Origin of the sequence: Streptomyces tyrfis, from assembly GCF_037034285.1 — a bacterium.
Classification (GTDB): Bacteria; Actinomycetota; Actinomycetes; order Streptomycetales; family Streptomycetaceae; genus Streptomyces.
Genome location: NZ_JBAGJZ010000009.1, coordinates 40150 through 60833 on the forward strand (window position 1 = coordinate 40150; position 20684 = coordinate 60833).

Genomic DNA, 20684 nt, shown 5'->3' on the forward strand with positions numbered 1-20684 from the left:
TCTCTATTCATAATCCGGGATCTGTTGTAAGTTTCCGGCGCGGCGGGGCGGTGGACCGGCCCCGGGGCACCCCCGGGCCGTTCCGGGCCGTTCCGGGCCGTTCCCAGGCCACTCCCGAGCCGCTCCCGGTCCGTTCCGGCCGTTCCCGCACGCCCCACCGTCCCGCCCGTCTCACCCGCACACCCGCACACCCGCACACCCGCGAAGGAGTTCACCTTGCGACGTCCCACGGCACGCGCGTACGCCGCCTCGGCCGCGGCCCTGGCCGCCCTGCTCACGTCCGTCCCGGCCGCCCAGGCCGACGGCACGGCCCGTACGGCTCACACCGCCCGCGCGGCGGTCGCGGCGACGGTGATCGAGAAGGTCCCGTACGCGATGGACTCGTCGAACCAGGCCGCCTGGTGGACGCCGGTCGCCACGTACAAGGGCCGCGGCCAGTACACGTACTTCGCCTTCAACGAGCCCGGCTCGACGGCCGCCACGCACCGCCCGGCCATCGCGCGGCGCGACCCGGACGGGGTCTGGAGCCGTCTGCCGCTGCTCGACAAGAGCGGGCAGCAGGCCGAGTTCCCCGACGACAACGGTCACAGCCAGCCGTCCGTCGCGCGCGACGGCAGCGGCCGCCTGCACGTGTTCGCCTCCATGCACGCCAACGCCTGGCGCTACTACCGCACCGAGGCTCCCGGCGGGGACGTCACGGACCACGCGGCCGAACTGCCCGACCAGGGCGTGGGCATCACCTACCCGATCGTGGCCACCGCACCCAACGGGGATCTGTATCTGGCCGCCCGCGTCGGCTCCGGCGCCGACCAGCGTCCCGGCAAGCTGTACCGCTGGGACGACGCCGCCGCGCGCTGGAGCGTGGTCGCCACCTTCGCCGGCGCGCTGAACCGCTCCGTGTACCCCGACGACCTGACGGTGGACGCCGCCGGGCGCGTGCACCTCCTCTACGAGTGGGCCAAGGCCCCGGCCACCGGGTTCCGGCACCAACTCTCCTACCTGCGCTACGACCCGGCGACCGGCGCCTTCGCCGACAGCGCGGGCGCGGCCCTCACCACCCCGGTGACCCCCGCCACGTCCGACGTGATCCAGGAGCTCACCACGGGTGAGGAGTGGAGCATCGACAACGCCTATCCGGGCCCGGCGGTGCAGAGCGGCAAGCTCACCCTCGACGGCTCGACCCCGAAGGTCGCCTACCGCTACCGCTCCGCCGACAGCGGCGGCGACTTCCGGGTGTACTACGCGTACCCGAGCGGCGGCGGCTGGGCCCGCCAGACCGTGTACGCCGGCGGCCAGACCGCCGCGGCCCTCGGCATCACCTGGGACACCGCGGACGCCAAGCGCGTCTACTACGTGACCGGCTCCGGCGCCGACCGCGTCTTCGCCGCGACCGAGTCGGGCGGCACGTGGACCTCGCAGCCCGCGGCGCCGGGCGTGAGCGCGGACCGGCTCGCGGTCCGGCGGGACTCGGACGGGAACGACGTGCTGTACCTCCCGGACACCGCGCACAACTCGCTCTACTACGCGCGCCGTTGACCCCGGGCCGCGCGCGCTTCTCCAGTTCCCCTGTTCTTCAGTTCCTCAGTTCTCCAGTTCTCCGGAGTGCGCGGGGCATACGACGAAGCCCTTCCCCCATATGAGGGAAGGGCTTCGTGAGCGAGCGCTGGGCAGGCCTTGCACCTGCATTTCCCCGCAGGAAGCGGAGCGTCTTTCCTTGGACCACCAACGCAGTGTCAGTTGCCGTGTGTCGCGGCGAACTTTCTAGATCAACTATAGCGCACGCGAGCGGCTGTCCGACCCCGGCCGCCCTCGGAAGCGCTCTTCGTCCGGCCGGGCCCAGGAATCCGGCATGCGCGGGGTCGGCGCGTTCAACGGCACTCCGGTGGCCGCCAGTCGAGGACCGGGCCGAGTACGGACAGCATGGCCGAGGAAGGAGTCAGGCGGAGGACCCGGTCGCGCACGAGTCGCACGGGGGCCCGGCCCCACTGCGCGACGGCCCCGATCCGGTGGGAACACCGGGCGATCATCTGTGTGCGGGGGCGACGTTCGCGGTCGTAGGAAGCCAGCGCGGAGTCCACCCCGGGGTGGACTGCCAGCAGCGCGGCCAGGGTGACGGCGTCCTCCAGCGCCTGGTTGGCGCCCTGGCCGAGGTTGGACGTCATGGCGTGCGCGGCGTCGCCGAGCAGGACGCACCTGCCGCGGACGAACGTGTCCAGCGGCGGCAGTTCGTAGATGTCATGACGCATCACCGCGTCCTCGGAGGCGGCGGCCAGCAGTTCCGGCACCGGCTCGTGCCAGTCGTGGAACCGCCGCCGCATCTCGGCGAGTTCGCCGTCAGGGCCGCGTCGCCCCTCCGGGGCGTCGGCGACGCCGAACAGGTAGACGCGCCCGTCGGCGAGGGGAGCGACGCCGATGCGTCCGCCCCGTCCCCAGGTCTCCCCTCCCACCCGCAGCCGTCGGCCGGGGTCGACGACCAGTCGCCAGGCCGTGTATCCGGCGTAGCGGGGCGGGAGGGCGTGCGGCCAGAGCGAGCTTCGCACGGTGCTGCGGATGCCGTCGGCTCCCACCAGCAGATCGGCGCGCGACGTCCCCCGCGTGTGCCGGACCTCGACGTACGAGCCCGAGTCCTCGACGGCCGTGAGGCGCGTGCCGGTGTGCAGGGTGCCGGCGGGAAGAGCCCCGCGCAGGATGTCGAACAGGTCCGCGCGGTGGATCACCCCGAGCGGACCGTACCGGCGTTCGAGCTCTTCGGTGTCCGTACGCGAAAGCCAGCGGCCGGCCGCGTCCCGGATGCCGGCCCGCGTCTCGACGAGGGCACGGGCGCGCGCCTGCTCGTCCAGGCCCGTGCGTCCAGCGCACGCACGCCGTTGGGCCACACCGACAGCCCGGAACCGGCCTCTCCGAATTCTGTGGCGCGTCCCAGCACCTCCACTCGCCACCCGTGCCGGATCAGTGCGCCCGCGACGGCCAGACCGCCGATCCCGACCCCGACCACGATCGCCTTGCCCGCGTGCGCGCCCGTGCGCGACGCCCCCTCACCGCTCATCACCTCTCCCCTCTACATCTGTAGCGGTCGGCCGAATACTACAGATGTAGAGTGGGTGGTCGCAGACAGGGCTGCCGGAAAGGAACGAGGAAACAGTGACCGAGCCAATGTCAAGGCGGCAGCGACTGGCCGACGCGGCGATCAGCACCCTGGCCCGGGCGGGTATGCGCGGCCTGACCCACCGTGCGGTCGACGAGGCCGCGGGCGTGCCGACCGGCACGTGTTCGTACTATTTCCGCACCCGGCAGGCGCTCCTGCAGGCGGCGGTCGAGCGGTTGACCGAGGCGGATCTCGCCGACCACCCCGCCGTCCCGGAACCGGCGGACATCGACCAGGTCGCCGCGGCCGCCGCCGCCCTCGTCGAGTACTGGGTCACCGCCGGCCGCGAACGGATGCTGGCTCGCTACGAACTGTCCCTGGAATCCACGCGGCGGCCCGAACTGCACGCCGTCCTCGTCGCCGCGGGCAAGGTCCACCGGGCGGCGGCACAGGAACTGCTCACCGTCGCGGGAGCGTCCGATCCGCCGTCACAGGCGCCTGTGTTCGTGGCCTTCCTGGACGGTCTCGTCTTCGACCGGCTGGCGGGCGCGGGCACCCGTCATCCGACCTCCGAGGAGCTCCGCCGGCATTTCCTCGACCTGCTCCACGGCTTCGCCAGGCCGTCTCGTCCGTGAGCCGGACGGGACCCGGCCGGGACCTCCCCGTTCTGCGGCCGGCGGCGTTGTCCGAGGCGGCGGTTACGATCCGGGCCATGCGTCTTGAAGAACAGTTGGACGAGCTGGCGGAGCTGGGGCTGCCGCTCGCGGCCGGCCGGACCGTGGACGAGTTGCTGTACTCGTGGCCCCGGGAGGAGTACGAGCGCAGGCCCTTCGACCTGGTGCTGTTCGCGCTGGGCTGCGAGGTCGAGGCCGAGCCGTGGGGGCGGTGGTTCTGCGACCGGGCGTGGCACTTCGACACCGAGTGCGTCCGCGGCCCGGGCTCGTACGTGACGATAGCCCGGCAGTTGTGCCGGACAGCCGGCCGGCCGGACGCCCTGTCCGGCCTGCGGGACCACGTCGACCTCGGCACGGAGGAGGCGTGGATCGAGTACACGGCCGACGGCCGGCGGGTCGACTGGCCCATCGAGGTCAGGGACGACTGGGCCGATCTGATGGTGGTCGGCTATCTCATGGACGAGCTGGAGCACGGCGGCCGGCGCTTCCACGTCCGCCCCAACGGCCAGGCCATGACGCTCTTCTTCCTCGACGACGACACAGCCGCACGACTCAACGCGCTGGCCGGCGGGCAGGTGGTCGCCCCGTTCCCCGGGTAGCGCACCCGCCCACGGGACCGGGCCGGCAACCGTCAGCCCGGCCCGCGTCGCCCCGTGTCGCCCCGCCCCGGTGCACGTCGGGCGTGGCCGGGGCGGGGCATGCCGCGGGTCAGAACTTCCAGGCGGGGTCGTTCGCGATCTTCAGCATCGCGGTGGTGTCCAGCCGCGGCTGCGCACGGGTGCCGCTCGTCTCCTTCGCGTCCGTCCGGCCGGCCCACTGCTGAAGGGTCACCGTCCGGCCGTCCTTGCGGAGCACCCGGACGTACCAGGACTGCTGTCCGTCCTCGGGCAGCCGCAGTGTCACGGCCTCCGCCCGTGCGCCGTCGGCGAGTTCGACCACCTGGCAGTCGCTCGCCGGGGCGGCGTCGCGCGGGGCCGGCGCGCCGGGCCGCGGTGCGACCTTCGGCAGCGTGATGCTCGCGCAGAGCGGCACCTGCGGGCCCTTGGCCGTGTATTCCGCGCCGCCGACGAACTGCACCGGGCCGGTGCCGTCGTCCCAGCGCACGCGGTAGGTCCGGCCGGGGAAGTCTCCCTCCCGGACCGTGGCCTTCCCCGGCGGGAGCAGCCGGACCAGGGTGCCGGCGAGCCGCTCGCTGCTCCACCGGGTCGTGTGCTCGGTTCCCGGGCCGAAGGCGTCCGGCCGCAGGCTCCGCGGCGCCGCGCTGTCGGCCGCGGCGGGCACCAGCGGGCCGACGAGCGGGTCGGCCGCGGCCGACGGGGCCGGGCCGGCGTCCGCGCCGGGCGTGACCAGTGCCAGGGCGGCCACGGCCGCTCCCGCGGTCAGGCCGGCTCCGGCGAGTGCTCCGCGGCGGCGGAGACGGCTGCGCCGTCCGGCCGAGACCACCGCGTCCACGCTGGTCCGCAGGGGCGGCTCGGCATGGAGCCCGGCCTCCAGAAGGGTCTTGACGTCGTGATCGTTCATCGCAGTGCGGCCTTTCCTCGGGTGGAATCGGCTGAAGGAGCCGAAGAAGTCGGAGTGGTCGAAGGGGCGAGCGCCTCGAACGTGTCGGCGTCCGCGTGGTCCCCCAGGAGGGAACGCAGGCGGTCCAGTGCCCGCGCGGTGTGGCTCTTCACCGTGCCGACGGAGCAGCCCATGGCCGCGGCGGTCGCGGCGATGTCCAGATCGGCCCAGTAGCGCAGCACCACCACCGCCCGCTGCCGCGGCGGCAGGACGGCCAGTGCCGCGCGCACCTGAAGTCCCAGCGCCGGGTCCATGCAGGGCTCGGCGCGGTCGGGCAGTACGCAGGAGGGCTGTTCGCGACGCCAGCGCCGCCGCATGTGGTCGACGCAGGTCCGGGTCAGTACGCGGTGGGCGTACGCCTCCAGGTTCTGTATCCGGCGTCGCCGCCCCCACACGGAGTACAGCTTCGCCAGCGCGGTCTGCGTGATGTCCTCGGCGTGGTGCCAGTCACCGCACATCAGGTAGGCGGTGCGGCGCAGGTGCACCAGCCGCTCCTGGGCGAAGCCGCGGAATTCCTCCAGGTCACCGGTACGCAATGCGTGCCTCCGTTCGTCTCTGCCCCCTTCGACGGAGCGGGCCCGGCGCGGGGATGTCACGGGCCGTGAGATCTTTCGGAATTTTTTTCTGACGTCCCGTGACATCCCCGCGCACCGTGGCCTCCGTCGTCCTGTCGAGACATGAGAGCAGGCGGCGTCCGCGCCCGGAGTGTCCGCCCGTGCGACGCGGCGGGCGTTCCCGCGGGGCCGCCCGATCGAGAGGACGCGTATGCGAGGCATACGTACAGCAGGCCCGCCGGCCGCCGTCGTGCTGGGCGCGCTGCTGGTCGGCACGGCGGCCGTGCCGCACGCCGGGGCGGCCCCGCCGGGCTCGGCCGCGGCGGCCGGGACGGCCGGGACGGGGTCCGTGGTGCGGACGACGCTCATCACGGGCGACGAGGTCACCGCCCGGGTGGGCGCTGACGGCGCGGTGTCCGTGGTCGCCGTGCGGCCCGGCCCCGGGCGCGAGGACATCGCGTTCACCCAGCGGGGAGCCGGGGGTTCGGTGTCGCTGGTGCCGCAGGACGCGGTGGCTCCGCTGCGCGCCGGACGCCTGGATCCGCGGCTGTTCGACATCACGGGACTGGTGGCCCAGGGGTACGACGACGCCCGCAGCCCGCGGCTGCCGCTGATCGTCACGTACGACAGGGCCGTCGCCGGGAAGGCGGCTCCGCGGCCACCGGCCGGGACGGCCGCCGTAAGCGACCTGACGAGCGTGCACGGCGCCGCGCTGCGGGCCGACAAGAAGCGGATGTCACGGCTCTGGGAGCAGTGGGGGCCCGCCGCTTCGGAGCGACGGTCGGCGGCCGCCCTCGCCCCGGGCGTGGCCAAGGTGTGGCTCGACGGCAAGGTCGGCGCCAGCCTGGACCGCAGCACGGCCCAGGCCGGCGCGCCGCAGGCGTGGAAGTCCGGCTGGACCGGAAGGGGCGTGAAGGTCGCGGTGCTGGACACCGGCGTCGACTCCACGCACCCCGACTTCTCCGGTTCGATCGCCGAGTCGGCGGACTTCACACAGGGCGACGGCGCCGTGGGCGGCTCCGTCGTCGACGGCGACGGCCACGGCACGCACGTGGCCTCCACGGTCGCCGGGGACGGCGCCGCGTCCGACGGCCGCTACCGGGGCATGGCCCCCGACGCCGAACTGCTGGTCGGCAAGGTGCTGGACGACGACGGCGGCGGGCAGGAGTCGTGGGTCCTGAAGGGCATGGAGTGGGCCGCGGCGCGGGCGCCCATCGTCAACGTCAGCCTGTCCGGCGCCGCCACCGACGGAACGGACCCCCTCTCGCAGGCCGTGGACAACCTCTCCGCCGAACACGGCACGCTGTTCGTCGCGGCGGCCGGGAACCAGGGAAGCCCCGGCACGGTCGGCACGCCCGGTGCGGCCGACGCCGCGCTGACCGTGGGCGCCGTCGAACGCGACGACACGCTCGCCGCCCTGTCGAGCCAGGGGCCGCGCCTGGGCGATCACGCGGTCAAGCCTGACCTGACGGCGCCGGGCATCGGCATCGTGGCGGCCCGCGCGACCGGCACCGACGGCGACGAGCCGGTCGACGACCACTACACCGCCCTGTCGGGCACCTCGATGGCCGCGCCGCACGTCGCCGGGGCCGCCGCGCTGCTGGCGCAGGCCCACCCGGACTGGAAGGGGCCGCAGCTCAAGGCCGCGCTGCTCTCCTCGGCGAAGCCGATCGCCGGGCAGGGCGCGTACGAGCAGGGCGCCGGACGCCTGGACGTGGCGCGGGCCACCGCCCAGGACGTGTTCGCCACCGCCGAGGACACCGGTGTGTACTTCGCCGACCCGGAGGCCGCCGAACCGGTCACCCGAACCGTCACGTACCACAACACCGGGGCGGCGGACGTCTCCCTCGCGGTGGCCGCCACCGCCACCGGCCGGGCCGGCGCGCCGGGGCCGAAGGGCCTGTTCACCGTGGAGCCCGCCGCTCTGACGGTGCCCGCCGGGGGCACGGCCCGGACCACGGTCACCATCGACCCGGGCGCCGCGGCGGCCGGGACCTCCTTCAGCGGTCGTCCGACGGCGACCGCCGAGGGCGGCACCGCGGTGACGGGCCCGGCCTTCGCGGTCACCAAGGAGGCCGTCCATCACCAGGTCACGGTCGAGGCCGTCGACCGCGACGGCGCGCCCCTCGGCCCGGGCTCCCGCGAACAGGGCTTCTCCTCCATACAGTTGACCAACCTCGACGACGGCCGGATGTTCGGCCTCGCCTTCGACGGCGGCACGGCCACCGCACGCGTGCCGGAGGGCCGCTACAACCTCGGCGGCACCCTGGTCACCCCCGGAAACGGGGACTCCGCGCCGACGTCGACCCTGTTCCTCCAGCCCGAGCTGGACGTGCGCGGCGACGCCGCGTTCACCGTGGACGCCCGGCAGGGCAAGCCGATCACCGTCGCCGTCCCGGACCCCGGCGCACAGCCGTACTCGCTGTCGGCCGGCTACTGCTACCGCCCGGCCGGGGACCGGACGTGCGTGGACGAGGGCGCCCTGCTCGGCAGGCCGGGACGGCTCTACGTCGTGCCGGGCGCACGGGTCTCCGGGGGCACGCTCGACTTCTACGTGCGCAGCATCCAGAACGGCGCGCGGGCCCCGAAGGGGCGCCTGCCCGACCGCTACGACCTGCTGCTGCTCACCACGGGTTCGCTCCCCGACCCGGCGTTCCGCCTCGCCCGGAAGGATCTGGCCGCCGTCAGGAACGACTACTACGCGCAGGGGCCCGGCACCGCCGGCAGCACGTCCAGCTGGCCCACCGAGTCCGGTCTGGGCGGGATGAGCTTCGTCGAGCCGGACTTCGCGCTGCCCGCGACCCGCACCGAGTACCTGACCGTGCGCGGCCAGCGGCGCGAGACGTACTTCAGCCAGCAGGTCGGCGAGGGCGGCGAGTACCCGCCGCTGCCCGTCACGCAGACCGGCGCCGTCTCGTGCGCGGCCGGCGGCACCTGCGTCGACCGGTGGAACGCCGCCGTCATCGGGCCGGGCCCGGCCCCCGTCAAGAACGGCGCGCCGTCGATCGGCCGCGCCAGCGACGGCGTCATCAGGGCGGAACCGCAGCTGTTCAGCGACGCCTCCCCCGGGCACTACGGCGGCCCGATGCCGAACTGGCTGGAGGACACCGTGCACATCGCCCTCACGAAGGACGGGCGCAGGATCGGGTCCGGCGACTCCCCCAGGGCCGCCTTCGCGGTCCCCCAGGAAGCGGCCACGTACCGGTTGACCGCCCGGGCCACCCGCGAGGAGCCGTGGGCGTCGTTGTCGACGTCGGTGACGGCGGAATGGACCTTCCGCTCCGCGGCGGTCGCGCCCGGCCCCGGCGGTGCGGTGCGCACCGAGGCGCTGCCCCTGGACGTCGTGCGTTTCACCGCCCCCGTCGACACCGCCAACCGGGCCGCCCGTACGAAGCACACCCTGACCGCGCGCGTCGAACGGCAGGCGGGCGCCGCGTCGTCCAGGACCAAGCGCCTCACCGTACAGGTCTCCTTCGACGACGGCGCGACATGGCGGGACGCCCCGGTCACCCCGGACGGCGATGCGGGCCACCGCGTCACCGTCGCTCCGGGGGCCGGCTCCTTCGTCTCCCTGAAGGCGACGGCGGTCAGCGCCGACGGCGGCACCGTGGAACAGACCATCCTGCGCGCCTACCGCCTGGCCCCCTGACCGACGGGCCCCCGCCCCCTGACCGCAGGCCGGGGCCGGGCCGGGCCGGGGCCGGGCCGGCTGGCAGGCAGGCAGGCAGGCAGCGCTCGTACCGCCTCGATGGCGGCGGGCGCACGGAGGCCCGCGCCGGACGACCATGTCGGCGCGGGCCTCCCGCGAACGCGACGGGCCCGGTCAGGAGCCCGCCCCGGCCGCGTCCCGCTCCTCGCCGTCCGCCGTCGGCCCGCCGACCGGCCGGCTGAAGAGGACGAGCAGATCCCGGACCAGCGCACCGGCCACCCTCACGGCGGAGCCGGCGAATGCGAGCAGTGGTTCCATCGTGGTGTTCCCCTCCTGTCGGTCACGCCGTCGCGCCGTGCCGGTCAGACTATGTGATCAAGGTAATGGCGGGCGCGGGGCGGAAGCCGGTCCGGGCGAGAACGTCACCGCTCCGCCAGTTCTGCCAGCCAGGGGTGTCCGGGACTCACGCGCGTCAGCCACCGGCCGAGCGCGTCGCGCCGTGCCCGGCTCAGCAGCGGCAGGACCCCGTCGAAGTCGACCTGGTCCTTGGGGCGTGTCGCCTTCGCCTTGAACAGCAGCACCAACTCCGGCACCAGATAGGGGATGCCGTCCGCGGTCCGCTCGATGATCGCGTCGTACGACAGCCGCAGCTCCTCGTCCCGCCGGCAGATCCACGTCCCGCCGTCGTGCGGTTCGCGGAAGACGTCGAACCGGAACAGGCCGCTCGCCGGGTCCCGGAACCAGGTCTGGTGCGTGGCGGCGAGCGCCTCGGCTCCCGCCCCCTCCCACACCCGTCCCGAGCCCACCGCGTCGCACGCGTACTCGGGGAAGCGGTCCCGAATCTCCGCGAACCCCGCCGCGGGCACCGCGATCTCCAGATCACCGTGGGGCCGCGACCGCTCCCCCCGGAACAGGTCCAGCGCCCACCCCGCCACGACGCACCAGGGCACGCCGACCCCGCCCAGCCGCTCCGCGACCTGCTCCGGCCGCCAGGCACGCGTCCACCGGGCGTCCACTTCGTCCGTGTCGAGTACGACACCGCCGGGCGGCAGGGAATCGGTCATCGGGCCAACGTACTTCCTCGACCGGCGCGGGGGAGAAACCGGTGGTCCGGAGAACGGGAACGCCCCGTCCGGCCGCCCCGTAGAGGGGCACGGCGTACGTCAGGCGCGGCGGCCCGGAGGGGCGGGCCCGCCGGCGCGAACCGTCGGTGGGAAGGGATGAATCCACAGCGAGATGGTGCAGGCCCGTAGCCATCCGGCGGTACGAAGCCGCCCGAGTGTGAAATCCGCTCGTACAAGACGGGCCACTACTACCTTCGGGTGATACAAGGTTACGAGCCTTGCCCCTCAAATCCCCCTGTGGGTCACTGAAATGGTGAACGGGCGGGCTGCGCATCCCGAGCCGAGGAAGTTGAGAACAGACAACGCTTTGCGGTTCTTCTCCGTGCCCGAGAAGAAGTTACGGCAGCTGGCCCCGGCCTCATGCGCCCGCTCCCCCGGACTCTCGGCAATGTGAACAACTGTGTGCTGCCACAGGCGTCACCTGGCGTCGTCGACAACCGCCCCTTTCCGACGGAAGCCGAACAATTGGGCCGGGCGCGTTCCACCGGTCCCCCACGGGAGAACAAGGAGCGCTGCACATACCCCTCTCCCAGCCAGGGCTCCACCGGCGGCAGAACCCTGGTGGCCATCACGGGAACGGACCTGCCCCACACGACCAAGGTGATATTCGGCGGCAAACCGGCCACCAGCATCACCCAGGTGTCACGACCTCGTGATTCCCGAACCACTCGCTCCAGCCATCGAAAAGCGCGATTACGGACCGCCCACCGTAATGGCGACGGCACTCGAAAGTTCCTCAAGGAGCTCGCATGGAGGAGAAATCCCTAGATTTCCTGACGCCCGAGCCTGATGAATCCGCAAGCGATACAAGCAGGTACGTCAGTCCGGAGACCGGCATCGAGAAAGACCTCGCCGAGGTGCTGGCCGACGTCATGTGCGTCGATCGGGTGTCGATCGACAGCAATTTCTTCGACGACCTCGGCGCCAACTCGCTCGTGATGGCTCATTTCTGCGCCCGAGTCAGGAAGCGGGCGGACCTTCCCTCGGCGTCGATGAAAGACATCTACCGGCACCCGACGATCCGCAGTCTGGCGACGGGGCTCGCGAACGCCGCCCCCGTCGAGCCGTCGGTCCCGGCGCCGTCCGAGGTGGTGACCCCAGTCGGCACGGTGCGGTACGCCCTCTGCGGAACCCTGCAGTTCCTGCTTTTCCTGGGATACACCTTCCTCGCCGGACTCGTTGCCAACCGAGGCTACGTATGGGTCTCCGCCGGGTCGGGTGTAATCGATATCTACCTGCGATCGTTCGTCTTCGGAGGCATCGGCTTCATCGGTCTGTGCACCTTCCCCATCGCAGTCAAATGGCTCCTCATCGGCCGGTGGACATCACGGAATTTCCCGGTCTGGGGTCTGACCTATCTGCGCTTCTGGACCGTCAGAGTACTCATCCACGCCAACCCGATGATCTTCTTCGTCGGCAATCCCTTGTACGTGCTGTACCTGCGAGCGCTGGGCGCACGGATCGGCAAAGGGGTCACGATCCTCTCCCGCAACGTTCCGGTGTGCACCGACCTCCTCACGGTCGGCGCCGGCACCGTGGTCCGCAAAGACTCGTTCTTCCTCTGCTACCGGGCACACGCCGGGCGTATCCAGACTGGCCGGGTCACCCTCGGCCGGGACGTGTTCATCGGCGAGAAGACCGTGCTCGACATCGACACGTCGATGGGCGACGGCGCCCAACTCGGCCATACGTCCACGCTGTACAGCGGCCAGGCGGTCCCGGGCGGTCAGCGCTGGCACGGGTCCCCGGCTCAGCTCACGCAGCACGACTACCTCAGGATCGGGCCGGCCGCATGCGGCACGCTGCGCCGGGCCTGCTTCGGCCTCATCACCGTGCTTCAGCTGTTCTTCCTCTACGTGCCACTGTCCGTCGGGGGCGCGTACATGCTGGTGGCCCAGGTCCCAACGCTGCACAACCGGCTGGGCCCGGGCACGGTGGAGCTCACATCACTGGATCTCTACATCGACGCGCTGGTCCTTTCCCTGCTGCTGTTCTTCGGCGTCGTCGTCGTGGGCCTGGCGGTGATGTTCACCGTTCCGCGCCTGCTGAACCTGGTTGTCAAGCCGAACAAGCTCTATCCGCTGTACGGGTTTCATTACTCGGCGCACCGGGCGATCGGCCGTATGACCAACATCAAGTTCTTCACATGGCTGTTGGGTGACAGCTCCTACATCGTCCACTACTTGCGCGGCATCGGATACGACTTGTCCAAGGTCGAGCAGACGGGGTCGAACTTCGGCACGGAAGTGCAGCAGGAAACGCCGTTTCTGTGCTCGGTCGGGAGCGGAACGATGGTCGCCGACGGGCTCTCCATCATCAACGCCGACTATTCGAGCACGTCCTTCCGGGTGTCCCGGGCCTCGATCGGGTCACACAATTTCCTCGGGAACAACATCGCCTATCCCTCGGGGGCCAGGACAGGTGAGAACTGTCTCCTCGCGACGAAGGTGATGGTTCCGCTCGAAGGCGAGGTGCGCGAGGGGGTGGGCCTGCTCGGCTCGCCGTGCTTCGAGATTCCCCGGTCGGTCGAGCGCGATTCCCGGTTCGACCATCTGCGCGCCGGCGAAAACTTGCGCCGCAACCTCGCTGCGAAGAACCGCTACAACATCCGCTCGATGAGCTTCTTCCTGCTCGTGCGGTGGCTGCACTTCTTCGTGCTCACGCTGCTCGGCCTGGCGAACGCCAAGCTGTACGACTCCTACGGGCATGCGCTGATCCCCGCGTTCCTGGTGCTCAGCCTCGGTTTCACCGCTGTCTACTTCGTACTGGTGGAGCGCGGCATCGCGGCATTCCGCGCGCTGCAACCGCAGGTGTGCTCCATCTACGACCCTTACTTCTGGTGGCACGAGCGCCTCTGGAAGGTGCCCGACACCTACCTCGGCATCTTCAACGGCACTCCTTTCAAGAACGTGATCTGGCGGATGCTGGGGGTTCGGATCGGCAGCAGGGTCTTCGATGACGGCTGCTATCTGACGGAGCGGACGCTCACCACCATCGGGAACGACTGCACGCTCAATGCGGGAAGCAAGATCCAGTGCCATTCGCAGGAGGACGGCACCTTCAAATCCGATCGCAGCACCCTCGGCGCCGGTTGCACCCTCGGCGTGGGAGCCCATGTCCATTACGGCGTGACGATGGGCGCGGGCGCGGTGCTCGCACCCGACTCCTTCCTCATGAAGGGCGAGGAGGTCCCGCAGCACGCGCGCTGGGGAGGAAACCCCGCCACGGAGATGCGAGACGCCCTTGATCAGCCCGAGGCGCTGACGCGGATGGGATAGCAGCTCCGCCCTTGTCGGCGCTGAACAGCACGGTGGCGAAGGCGAATGGAGAGGTACGACCAGATGGGAATGCAAGCGCAGGCCGGCCGGGAGTTCTGGCGCGATGTGCTCGTCGCCGGCGGATTCACCGAAATCCCGCGGTGGACGCTCAATCCGGAGAAGGGCATCGGCGAACACGAGGCGCCGATCCCGGACGACGTCGTCGCGGCGTTGGGCCGGCTGGCCGAGGACCTGGCGGTACCACTCGACTCGGTGCTGCTGGCAGCCCACTCCAAGGTGCTCGCCGCGCTGTCCGGCGAGCACGAGGTCGCAACCGGATACGTCACCGCGGAGGGCGGCCAACCGCTGCTCTGCCGGCTGACGACCGAGCCCGACTCGTGGCGGACGCTGCTGCTGGACGCTCATCGGGCCGTGTCGGACCTGCTGTCGCACAAGGACTACCCGGTCGATGAGCTCAGGTGCGAACTGGGCCTGGCGGAGCCGTCGATCGAGGCTGTGTTCGATCCGCACGGCGTGGGCTGCGAAGCCACCGACAGCACCGTGCTGTGGGTGGGATTCTCGCAACGCGGCCGCCACCTTGTGCTGCGGCTGCGCTATCGGACCGACGCGCTCGACGAGGACTGCGCCGTCAGGATCGCCGGTTACCTCCTCACCGCACTCGCGCTGATCGCCGCCGATCCGGACGCCGAGCACGGGCGCCAGAACCTGCTCTCCGCCGAGGAACTCCATTTCCAGCTCGAATCACTCGCCGGCCCACGCCGGGAACTGCCGGACCGCCGGTTCCACGAACTGTTCGAGCAGCGGGTGGTGGCGCACCCGGACGCCGTCGCAGCGGTGCACGGGGAGCAGCAGCTGACGTATCGGGAACTCAACGCGCGCGCCAACCGGGTGGGACGAGCCCTGCTGGCGCGGGGGCTGCGCCGCGAAGGTGTCGTCGCGGTGGTGACCGAGCGCAACCTGGACTGGATGGCCGCCGTCCTCGCGGTCTTCAAGGCCGGCGGCGTGTATCTGCCCATCGAGCCGCATTTCCCGGCCGACCGTCTCGCGACCATGCTCTCCCGTGCCGCATGCGGGCTCGTGCTGACCGAACCCGGCAGCACCTCCACGCTCGACCAGGCCCTCGACTCGCTGCCCGGGGTCCAAAGGCTCTTCGTCCACGCAGCCTACGAGGAAGACCACGCCGACGGTGATCTGGGCCTCCACATCGCGCCGGACCAGCTCGCCTACATCTACTTCACCTCCGGCTCCACAGGTGAGCCCAAGGGCGCGATGTGCGAGCACGCGGGCATGCTGAACCACCTCTACGCCAAGATCGACGACCTGGAGATCGGCGAGGGACAGGTGGTCGCCCAGACCGCACCCCAATGCTTCGACATCTCGCTGTGGCAGCTGGTGTCCGGGCTCCTGGTCGGGGGGCGGACCCTGCTGGTGGAGCAGGAGGCGATCCTGAACGTCCAGCGGTTCGTCGACAAGATCATCGACGGCCGGGTCGCCGTCCTTCAGGTCGTGCCCTCCTACCTGGACGTGGTCGTGTCCTGGCTGACGCAGCACCCCTGCGAGCTGCCGGACCTGCGGTGCGTGTCGGTCACGGGCGAGGCGCTGAAGAAGGAGCTCGTGCAGCGCTGGTTCGCCGCCCAGCCCGGGATCAAGCTGGTCAACGCCTACGGGCTGACCGAGACCTCGGACGACACCAACCACGAGGTCATGGACCGCGCGCCCGACGGAGGCCGGGTCCTGCTGGGTCCCGCGGTCAACAACGTGCACGTCTACGTCGTCGACGAGCACCTGATCCCGGTGCCGCTCGGAGCCCCCGGCCTGATCGTGTTCTCCGGCGTCTGCGTCGGCCGCGGATACGTCAACGATCCCGAGCGCACCCGACAGGCCTACCTGGCCGATCCGCACCGTGAGGGCGCCCGCCTCTACCGGGGCGGCGACTACGGCCGCTGGACGCCCGAGGGAAAGCTCGAGTTCCTCGGCCGCCGCGACACCCAGGTGAAGATCCGTGGCTTCCGGATCGAGATCGGCGAGATCGAGAACACCTTGTCGCAGGTGCCCGGTGTTCGCGACGGTGCGGTCGTGGTCGCCGAGCGGGCCGACCGGAGCAAGCACCTGGTGGCGTTCTACTCCGGTCGGCGGCCGCTCGAGGTCGACGTCCTGCTGGACCGGCTCGGTGAGTCGCTGCCCGCGTACATGGTCCCGTCGGCCTTTCACTGGCGGGAGACTCTGCCGCTGACCGCCAACAGCAAAATCGACAGAAGGACGCTGAAGGCACTCGCCGGAGAACTCGATGCCGTCCGGGACGACTACTGCGCGCCGGATACGCCGACCGAACAGCAGTTGGCGGCCGCATGGGCGAAGGTGCTCGGCATCCCGCAGGACCAAGTCGGACGGCGGGACCACTTCTTCGACCGGGGCGGCACGTCGCTGTCGGCAGTAAAGCTGGCCATCGTCCTGGACCGTGTGGTGTCCCTCAAGGATGTCACCCGTCACCCGATCCTCGCCGATCTGGCCGGGCTGGTCGACGCCAGGTCCGGGCGGCGTGCCGGGCTGCTTCAGCAGCTGTCGGAATCGGCCGGTGCACAGTCCGCGGCCCTGGTGTGTTTCCCCTACGCCGGCGGTAACGCGGTGAACTTCCAGCCGATGGCCAGGGCGATGCCGGACGGTGGACCGGCGGTCTACGCCGTCGAGTTGCCCGGTCACGACGTGACCGCCGAGAGCGAGCCGCTCGCGCCGATGACGCAGGTGGTCGAGCGGGTCGTCGACGAGATCACCGGGCGTGGCCTGACCAGGGTCCTGCTGTGGGGCCATTCCTCGGGCACCGCGTTGGCCGTGGAGACAGCCAGAAAGCTGCGGGAGCGCGGGGTGGACGTCCAACGGGTGTTCCTCGGCGCGCAACTGCTCGGTGACGCCGATGACCGGCGCGCCGCCGTCGCCGAGCTGACCGGGCGGAGCAACGCCGAGGTCGCCGCGAGCCTGAGCACGCACGGCGGCCACACCTCGCTCGGTGAGCCGGGTGCGCAGCACGCCGAGCACGTCGGCGCCGCCTACCGGCACGACTGCGTGTCCGCACACCACTACTTCGCCGACGTCCTGGAGCACCTGCCGGCGCAGAAGCTCTCCGCGCCGGTCACCGTGGTCGTTGCCGCGGACGACCCGAGCACGGCGGAGTACCCGCTCCGGTACCTCGACTGGCAGCTTCTGGCCGAGCAGGTCGACCTGCACGTGCTCGCCGACGGCGGCCACTACTTCCTGCGTACCCGTCCGGCCGAGGCGGCAAGGGCCGTGCTGCGCGCCGCCGAATTGTCCGTTTCTTCCTGAGTATCGGCTGAAAGGAAATCGAGATGTCGTTCACATCCACGGCGTTGCTCGACGTGGAACTGAATGCCGGCGCACCCCCACGGGTGCGGGCCGAGGCCACCGGCGACGCGCCGACCTGGGCGGCCGGGTACCGGGACGCGCTGCGCGCAGTCGTCGCCGAGCACGGTTCGGTGCTGGTCCGGGGCCTCGGGCTGCGTGACGCGGCCGAGACCGGAGCCGTCTTCGCGAAGCTGGCCACCGGTCTGATGACCGAGCAGGAGGCCTTCGCACCCCGGCGGGCCTACTCCGACAGGGTGTACTCCTCATCGAAATGGCCGCCGAACCAGCCCATGTGTATGCACCACGAACTGAGCTATACGCTCGAGTTCCCCGGCCTGATGATGTTCGCCTGTCTCAGTGCGCCCACCGACGGCGGGGCGACCGCGGTGGCCGACTCACCGACCGTGCTGGACGCACTGCCCACCGAGTTGACCGAGCGGTTCGAGCGCGAGGGCTGGCTGCTCACCCGCAGCTACAACGACGAGATCGGCGCGTCCGTTGCCGAGGCCTTCGGAACTGACAACCGGGGCGCCGTCGAGCGCTACTGCCGCGCCAACGCGATCGCGTTCGAGTGGCAGCCCGACGGTGGACTGCGCACCAGACAGCGCCGTAGCGCCGTGGTGCACCACCCGGTCACCGGCCGACGCTGCTGGTTCAACCAGATCGCATTCCTCAACGAGTGGACGATGGCCCCGGAGGTGCACGACTACTTGGTGGACGTCTACGGCGCCGACGGTTTGCCGTTCAACACCCGCTTCGGCAACGGCGAGCCGATCGGCGAGGACGTCGTCCAGCTGCTCAACGGCGTCTACGAGGCGAACACCGCACGCGAACCGTGGCAGGCCGGCGACCTGATGCTCGTCGACAACGTCCGCACCGCGCACAGCAGGGAGCCCTTCGAGGGACCGCGCGAGGTGCTCGTCGCCATGGCCGAACCGGTGCGTCTGGCCGACTGCTCGCCGACCGTGGAGGTGACCGCGCAGTGACCGCCGTCGATCCCACCGCGGAAGAGTCCGCAAGCGTCGCACCGATCACCGTGCCACCGTTCGCGGTGATCTCCGGTGCCCAGGTCCGGCGCACGCTGCAGGGAGGCGAGAAGCGGATCACGGAGTTGGTAGAGGCCACCTACCGGGTGCACGGGGCCGGTGATTCGGTGAACCCGCCATCGTACTTCCTGCGTTTCCCCGACCGCCCGTCCTCCCGGATCATCGCGCTGCCCGCCTCGATCGGTGGGGAGACACGGGTGGACGGCCTGAAGTGGATCTCCAGCTTCCCGAAGAACGTGACGGCCGGCATCCCAAGGGCATCGGCCGTGCTGATCCTCAACGACCATGACACCGGCTACCCGTTCGCCTGTCTGGAGAGTTCGATCATCAGCGCCACCCGGACGGCGGCGTCGGCGGCGTCGGCGGCCGACTGGCTCAGCCGCGACCGGCCGCGACCGACGCGCGTCGGGTTCTTCGGGGTGGGCTTGATCGCCCGCTACATCCACACCTTCCTGGTCGGCACCGGCTGGTCGTTCGACGAGATCGGCGTACACGACCTGTCCGCCGACAGCGCGGCAGGCTTCCGCTGCTACCTGGAGCAGTCGGACGCCGCCGGTCGAATCACCGTGCACGACAGCGCCGAGCAGTTGGTCCGAAGCAGCGACCTGGTCGTCTTCGCCACGGTCGCCGGTCAACCGCACGTCAGTGACCTGTCATGGTTCGCACACAATCCGCTGGTGCTGCATGTGTCGTTGCGCGACCTCGCGCCGGAGATCCTGCTCGCCTCGACCAACATCGTCGATGACGTCGAGCACTGCCTCAAGGCCGACACGTCGCCGCATCTGGCCGAGCAACTCACGGGCAACCGGGACTTCCTGCACGGCACGTTGGACGACGTGATGGCCGGGCGGGTGACGGTGCCGACGGACCGGCCGGTGGTGTTCTCGCCCTTCGGCCTCGGGGTGCTCGACCTCGCGGTGGGCAAGTACGTGTACACCGAAGTGGCCCGCCGCGGAGAGTTGCACGTCGTCGACGACTTCTTCCACGAACTGAGCCGGTACGGATGAGCAGGCCGAGAGTCCAGGAGGCTCCTTCAAGGCCGACCCCGGGAAAGACCACGGTCACGTCGCAGCAGGTCCTGACACATGAGGCAGCGGCCGCTGACGCAGGGCCGCGTCCCGCCTGGTTGGACACGGGTCTCGCCCGCACAGACGAGGAGACCGCCCACGGCCGGATGGAAGTTCCGATAGAGCTCTGCTCCAGACAGAGGAGACCATCGTGCCCGTCATTTCCGCTCCCTACGCCTTCAACGAAGAGGATCTCTACGTCGACCTCCGGTCGATTTTCGGGCACTCGCTCTTCTTGAAGTGCGAGGGCTTCAACTTCGCCGGTTCGATCAAGTTGAAGGCCGCGACCGAGATGGTGGAGGACGCCGAGCGGGACGGCATCCTGACGCCGGAATCGATCCTGGTCGAGTCCTCGTCCGGAAACCTCGGCGTGGCACTGAGCGTGATCGCGGCGAGCAAGGGCTACCGGTTCCTGTGTGTGACGGACTCCCGCGTCAATCTGTCCAACAGAATGATGATGGAGGCGTTGGGCAGCCGGGTGCACGTGATCGCCGAGCAGGAGGCCGTCGGCGGCTTTCTCGGCGCCCGGCTCGACTACGTCCGCGCGCTGTGCGCTTCCGACGACCGGTATGTGTGGCTGAGCCAGTACACCAATCCGAGCAACTGGAAGGCGCACTACCGCAGGACCGCGCCGGAGATCGCCTGTCAGTTCCCACGGCTGGACGTGCTGTTCGTCGGAGCCGGCACCACAGGGACCCTGATGGGCTGTGCGCGCTACTTCCGGAGATGGCACCGGCGGGTACGGATCATCGCGGTGGACAGCGTCGGCTCGGTATCCTTCGGCGGTTCGCCGGGCCGCCGGATGATTCCCGGTCTGGGTACGAGCGTGCGCCCGCCGCTGCTCGACGAGTCCTATGTCGACGAGGTGATTCGGGTCGAGGAGGCGGAGACTTTACGTGCCTGCCATCGTCTGGCCAGGCGCGGATTCCTGTTCGGCGGCTCCACCGGGACGGTGATCAGCGGCGCGACGGACTGGATGGCCCGGCATGACGCGCGCGAACTCACCGCAGTGGCCATCGGCCCGGACCTCGGCGAGCGCTACCTCAACACCATCTACCAGACCGACTGGGTGCGGGATCTCTACGGCGAGGACGTGCTCGACTCCGACAAGGAAGCCGCCGATTCCTGGGCAGACGTCCCTTCGCCCCCCTCGCCGGCGCCACCGTAGGACCGTCGGCCGGACCCTGCCGGCCGGCAGGCACGAGATCACGGAGGAGGATCTCGCGAAGAATCTGAGCGACGGGCAGATCGCCGAGTTCGCGAACCGCTCATACGCGAGTGGTCTCGCAC

The 20684-nt window shown here is 70.8% G+C and carries 15 protein-coding genes; 10 read left to right on the plus strand and 5 right to left on the minus strand.

What is annotated here, in order from left to right:
* Nucleotides 1-216: 216 nt before the first annotated feature.
* On the plus strand, nt 217-1536 hold the full coding sequence (locus tag WA762_RS09295) for a BNR-4 repeat-containing protein (protein WP_335934700.1): 1320 nt from the start codon (nt 217-219) through the stop codon (nt 1534-1536).
* Between the two features lie 332 nt (nt 1537-1868).
* Here WA762_RS09295 and WA762_RS09300 read toward each other — a convergent pair whose 3' ends face one another.
* Complete coding sequence (locus tag WA762_RS09300) at nt 1869-2876, minus strand: FAD-dependent monooxygenase (protein ID WP_335934701.1); 1008 nt, start codon at nt 2874-2876, stop codon at nt 1869-1871.
* A gap of 265 nt (nt 2877-3141) precedes the next feature.
* Between WA762_RS09300 and WA762_RS09305 the strand changes: the two genes are divergently transcribed.
* Together WA762_RS09305 and WA762_RS09310 are read left to right on the plus strand one after the other, a co-directional pair.
* Nucleotides 3142-3720 carry a TetR/AcrR family transcriptional regulator gene (locus tag WA762_RS09305; RefSeq protein WP_335934702.1) on the plus strand — a complete coding sequence of 193 codons (579 nt, stop codon included), beginning with the start codon at nt 3142-3144 and terminating at the stop codon, nt 3718-3720.
* A 77-nt stretch (nt 3721-3797) separates the two neighbouring features.
* On the plus strand, nt 3798-4358 hold the full coding sequence (locus WA762_RS09310) for a hypothetical protein (protein WP_335934703.1): 561 nt from the start codon (nt 3798-3800) through the stop codon (nt 4356-4358).
* 109 nt (nt 4359-4467) lie between these two features.
* On the opposite strand, the gene WA762_RS09315 is transcribed toward WA762_RS09310, so the two are convergent.
* Nucleotides 4468-5280: a hypothetical protein gene (locus WA762_RS09315; protein WP_335934705.1), complete on the minus strand. Its 813-nt coding sequence runs from the start codon at nt 5278-5280 to the stop codon at nt 4468-4470.
* Entirely contained in the window at nt 5277-5855 is a 579-nt protein-coding gene (locus WA762_RS09320) for a SigE family RNA polymerase sigma factor (protein WP_335934706.1), read from the minus strand. Before WA762_RS09320 ends, WA762_RS09315 begins: the two co-directional genes overlap by 4 nt.
* 229 nt (nt 5856-6084) lie before the next feature.
* Here WA762_RS09320 and WA762_RS09325 point away from each other — a divergent pair, with 229 nt between their 5' ends.
* On the plus strand, nt 6085-9522 hold the full coding sequence (locus WA762_RS09325) for a S8 family serine peptidase (protein WP_335934707.1): 3438 nt from the start codon (nt 6085-6087) through the stop codon (nt 9520-9522).
* A 174-nt stretch (nt 9523-9696) separates the two neighbouring features.
* Here the strand turns inward: WA762_RS09325 and WA762_RS09330 are convergent, their stop codons facing one another.
* On the minus strand, nt 9697-9840 hold the full coding sequence (locus tag WA762_RS09330; RefSeq protein ID WP_335934709.1) for a hypothetical protein: 144 nt from the start codon (nt 9838-9840) through the stop codon (nt 9697-9699).
* A 104-nt stretch (nt 9841-9944) separates the two neighbouring features.
* Nucleotides 9945-10586: a nucleotidyltransferase domain-containing protein gene (locus tag WA762_RS09335; protein WP_335934711.1), complete on the minus strand. Its 642-nt coding sequence runs from the start codon at nt 10584-10586 to the stop codon at nt 9945-9947.
* Between the two features lie 420 nt (nt 10587-11006).
* On the opposite strand from WA762_RS09335, the gene WA762_RS09340 reads away from it, so the two are divergent.
* The 6 genes from WA762_RS09340 to sbnA all read left to right on the plus strand — a co-directional run bounded on the left by WA762_RS09340 (nt 11007) and on the right by sbnA (nt 20562).
* On the plus strand, nt 11007-11414 hold the full coding sequence (locus WA762_RS09340; protein ID WP_335934713.1) for an IPT/TIG domain-containing protein: 408 nt from the start codon (nt 11007-11009) through the stop codon (nt 11412-11414).
* Nucleotides 11396-13924, plus strand: a complete 2529-nt coding sequence (locus WA762_RS09345) for a Pls/PosA family non-ribosomal peptide synthetase (protein ID WP_335934714.1) — start codon at nt 11396-11398, stop codon at nt 13922-13924. The genes WA762_RS09340 and WA762_RS09345 overlap by 19 nt, the downstream gene beginning before the upstream one ends.
* 63 nt (nt 13925-13987) lie before the next feature.
* Nucleotides 13988-17242 (plus strand): non-ribosomal peptide synthetase, encoded by a 3255-nt coding sequence (locus WA762_RS09350; RefSeq protein ID WP_335934715.1) that lies wholly within the window; start codon nt 13988-13990, stop codon nt 17240-17242.
* Between the two features lie 23 nt (nt 17243-17265).
* Nucleotides 17266-18267, plus strand: coding sequence for a TauD/TfdA family dioxygenase (locus tag WA762_RS09355; protein WP_335934716.1), 1002 nt, complete (start codon nt 17266-17268; stop codon nt 18265-18267).
* A complete protein-coding gene (gene sbnB / locus WA762_RS09360) occupies nt 18264-19334 on the plus strand; it encodes a 2,3-diaminopropionate biosynthesis protein SbnB (RefSeq protein WP_335934718.1) in 1071 nt (356 codons plus the stop codon). Before WA762_RS09355 ends, sbnB begins: the two co-directional genes overlap by 4 nt.
* 211 nt (nt 19335-19545) lie before the next feature.
* Nucleotides 19546-20562 carry a 2,3-diaminopropionate biosynthesis protein SbnA gene (gene sbnA / locus WA762_RS09365; RefSeq protein ID WP_335934720.1) on the plus strand — a complete coding sequence of 339 codons (1017 nt, stop codon included), beginning with the start codon at nt 19546-19548 and terminating at the stop codon, nt 20560-20562.
* Nucleotides 20563-20684 lie beyond the last annotated feature (122 nt).

What these genes read in the sequence shown, in the direction of transcription:
- WA762_RS09310 (WP_335934703.1), top strand. Translation starts at nt 3,798, where the DNA reads ATGCGTCTTGAAGAACAGTTGGACGAGCTGGCGGAGCTGGGGCTGCCG.
- WA762_RS09315 (WP_335934705.1), bottom strand. Translation starts at nt 5,280, where the DNA reads ATGAACGATCACGACGTCAAGACCCTTCTGGAGGCCGGGCTCCATGCC.
- WA762_RS09325 (WP_335934707.1), top strand. Translation starts at nt 6,085, where the DNA reads ATGCGAGGCATACGTACAGCAGGCCCGCCGGCCGCCGTCGTGCTGGGC.
- WA762_RS09330 (WP_335934709.1), bottom strand. Translation starts at nt 9,840, where the DNA reads ATGGAACCACTGCTCGCATTCGCCGGCTCCGCCGTGAGGGTGGCCGGT.
- WA762_RS09335 (WP_335934711.1), bottom strand. Translation starts at nt 10,586, where the DNA reads ATGACCGATTCCCTGCCGCCCGGCGGTGTCGTACTCGACACGGACGAA.
- WA762_RS09340 (WP_335934713.1), top strand. Translation starts at nt 11,007, where the DNA reads ATGCGCCCGCTCCCCCGGACTCTCGGCAATGTGAACAACTGTGTGCTG.
- WA762_RS09345 (WP_335934714.1), top strand. Translation starts at nt 11,396, where the DNA reads ATGGAGGAGAAATCCCTAGATTTCCTGACGCCCGAGCCTGATGAATCC.
- WA762_RS09350 (WP_335934715.1), top strand. Translation starts at nt 13,988, where the DNA reads ATGGGAATGCAAGCGCAGGCCGGCCGGGAGTTCTGGCGCGATGTGCTC.
- WA762_RS09355 (WP_335934716.1), top strand. Translation starts at nt 17,266, where the DNA reads ATGTCGTTCACATCCACGGCGTTGCTCGACGTGGAACTGAATGCCGGC.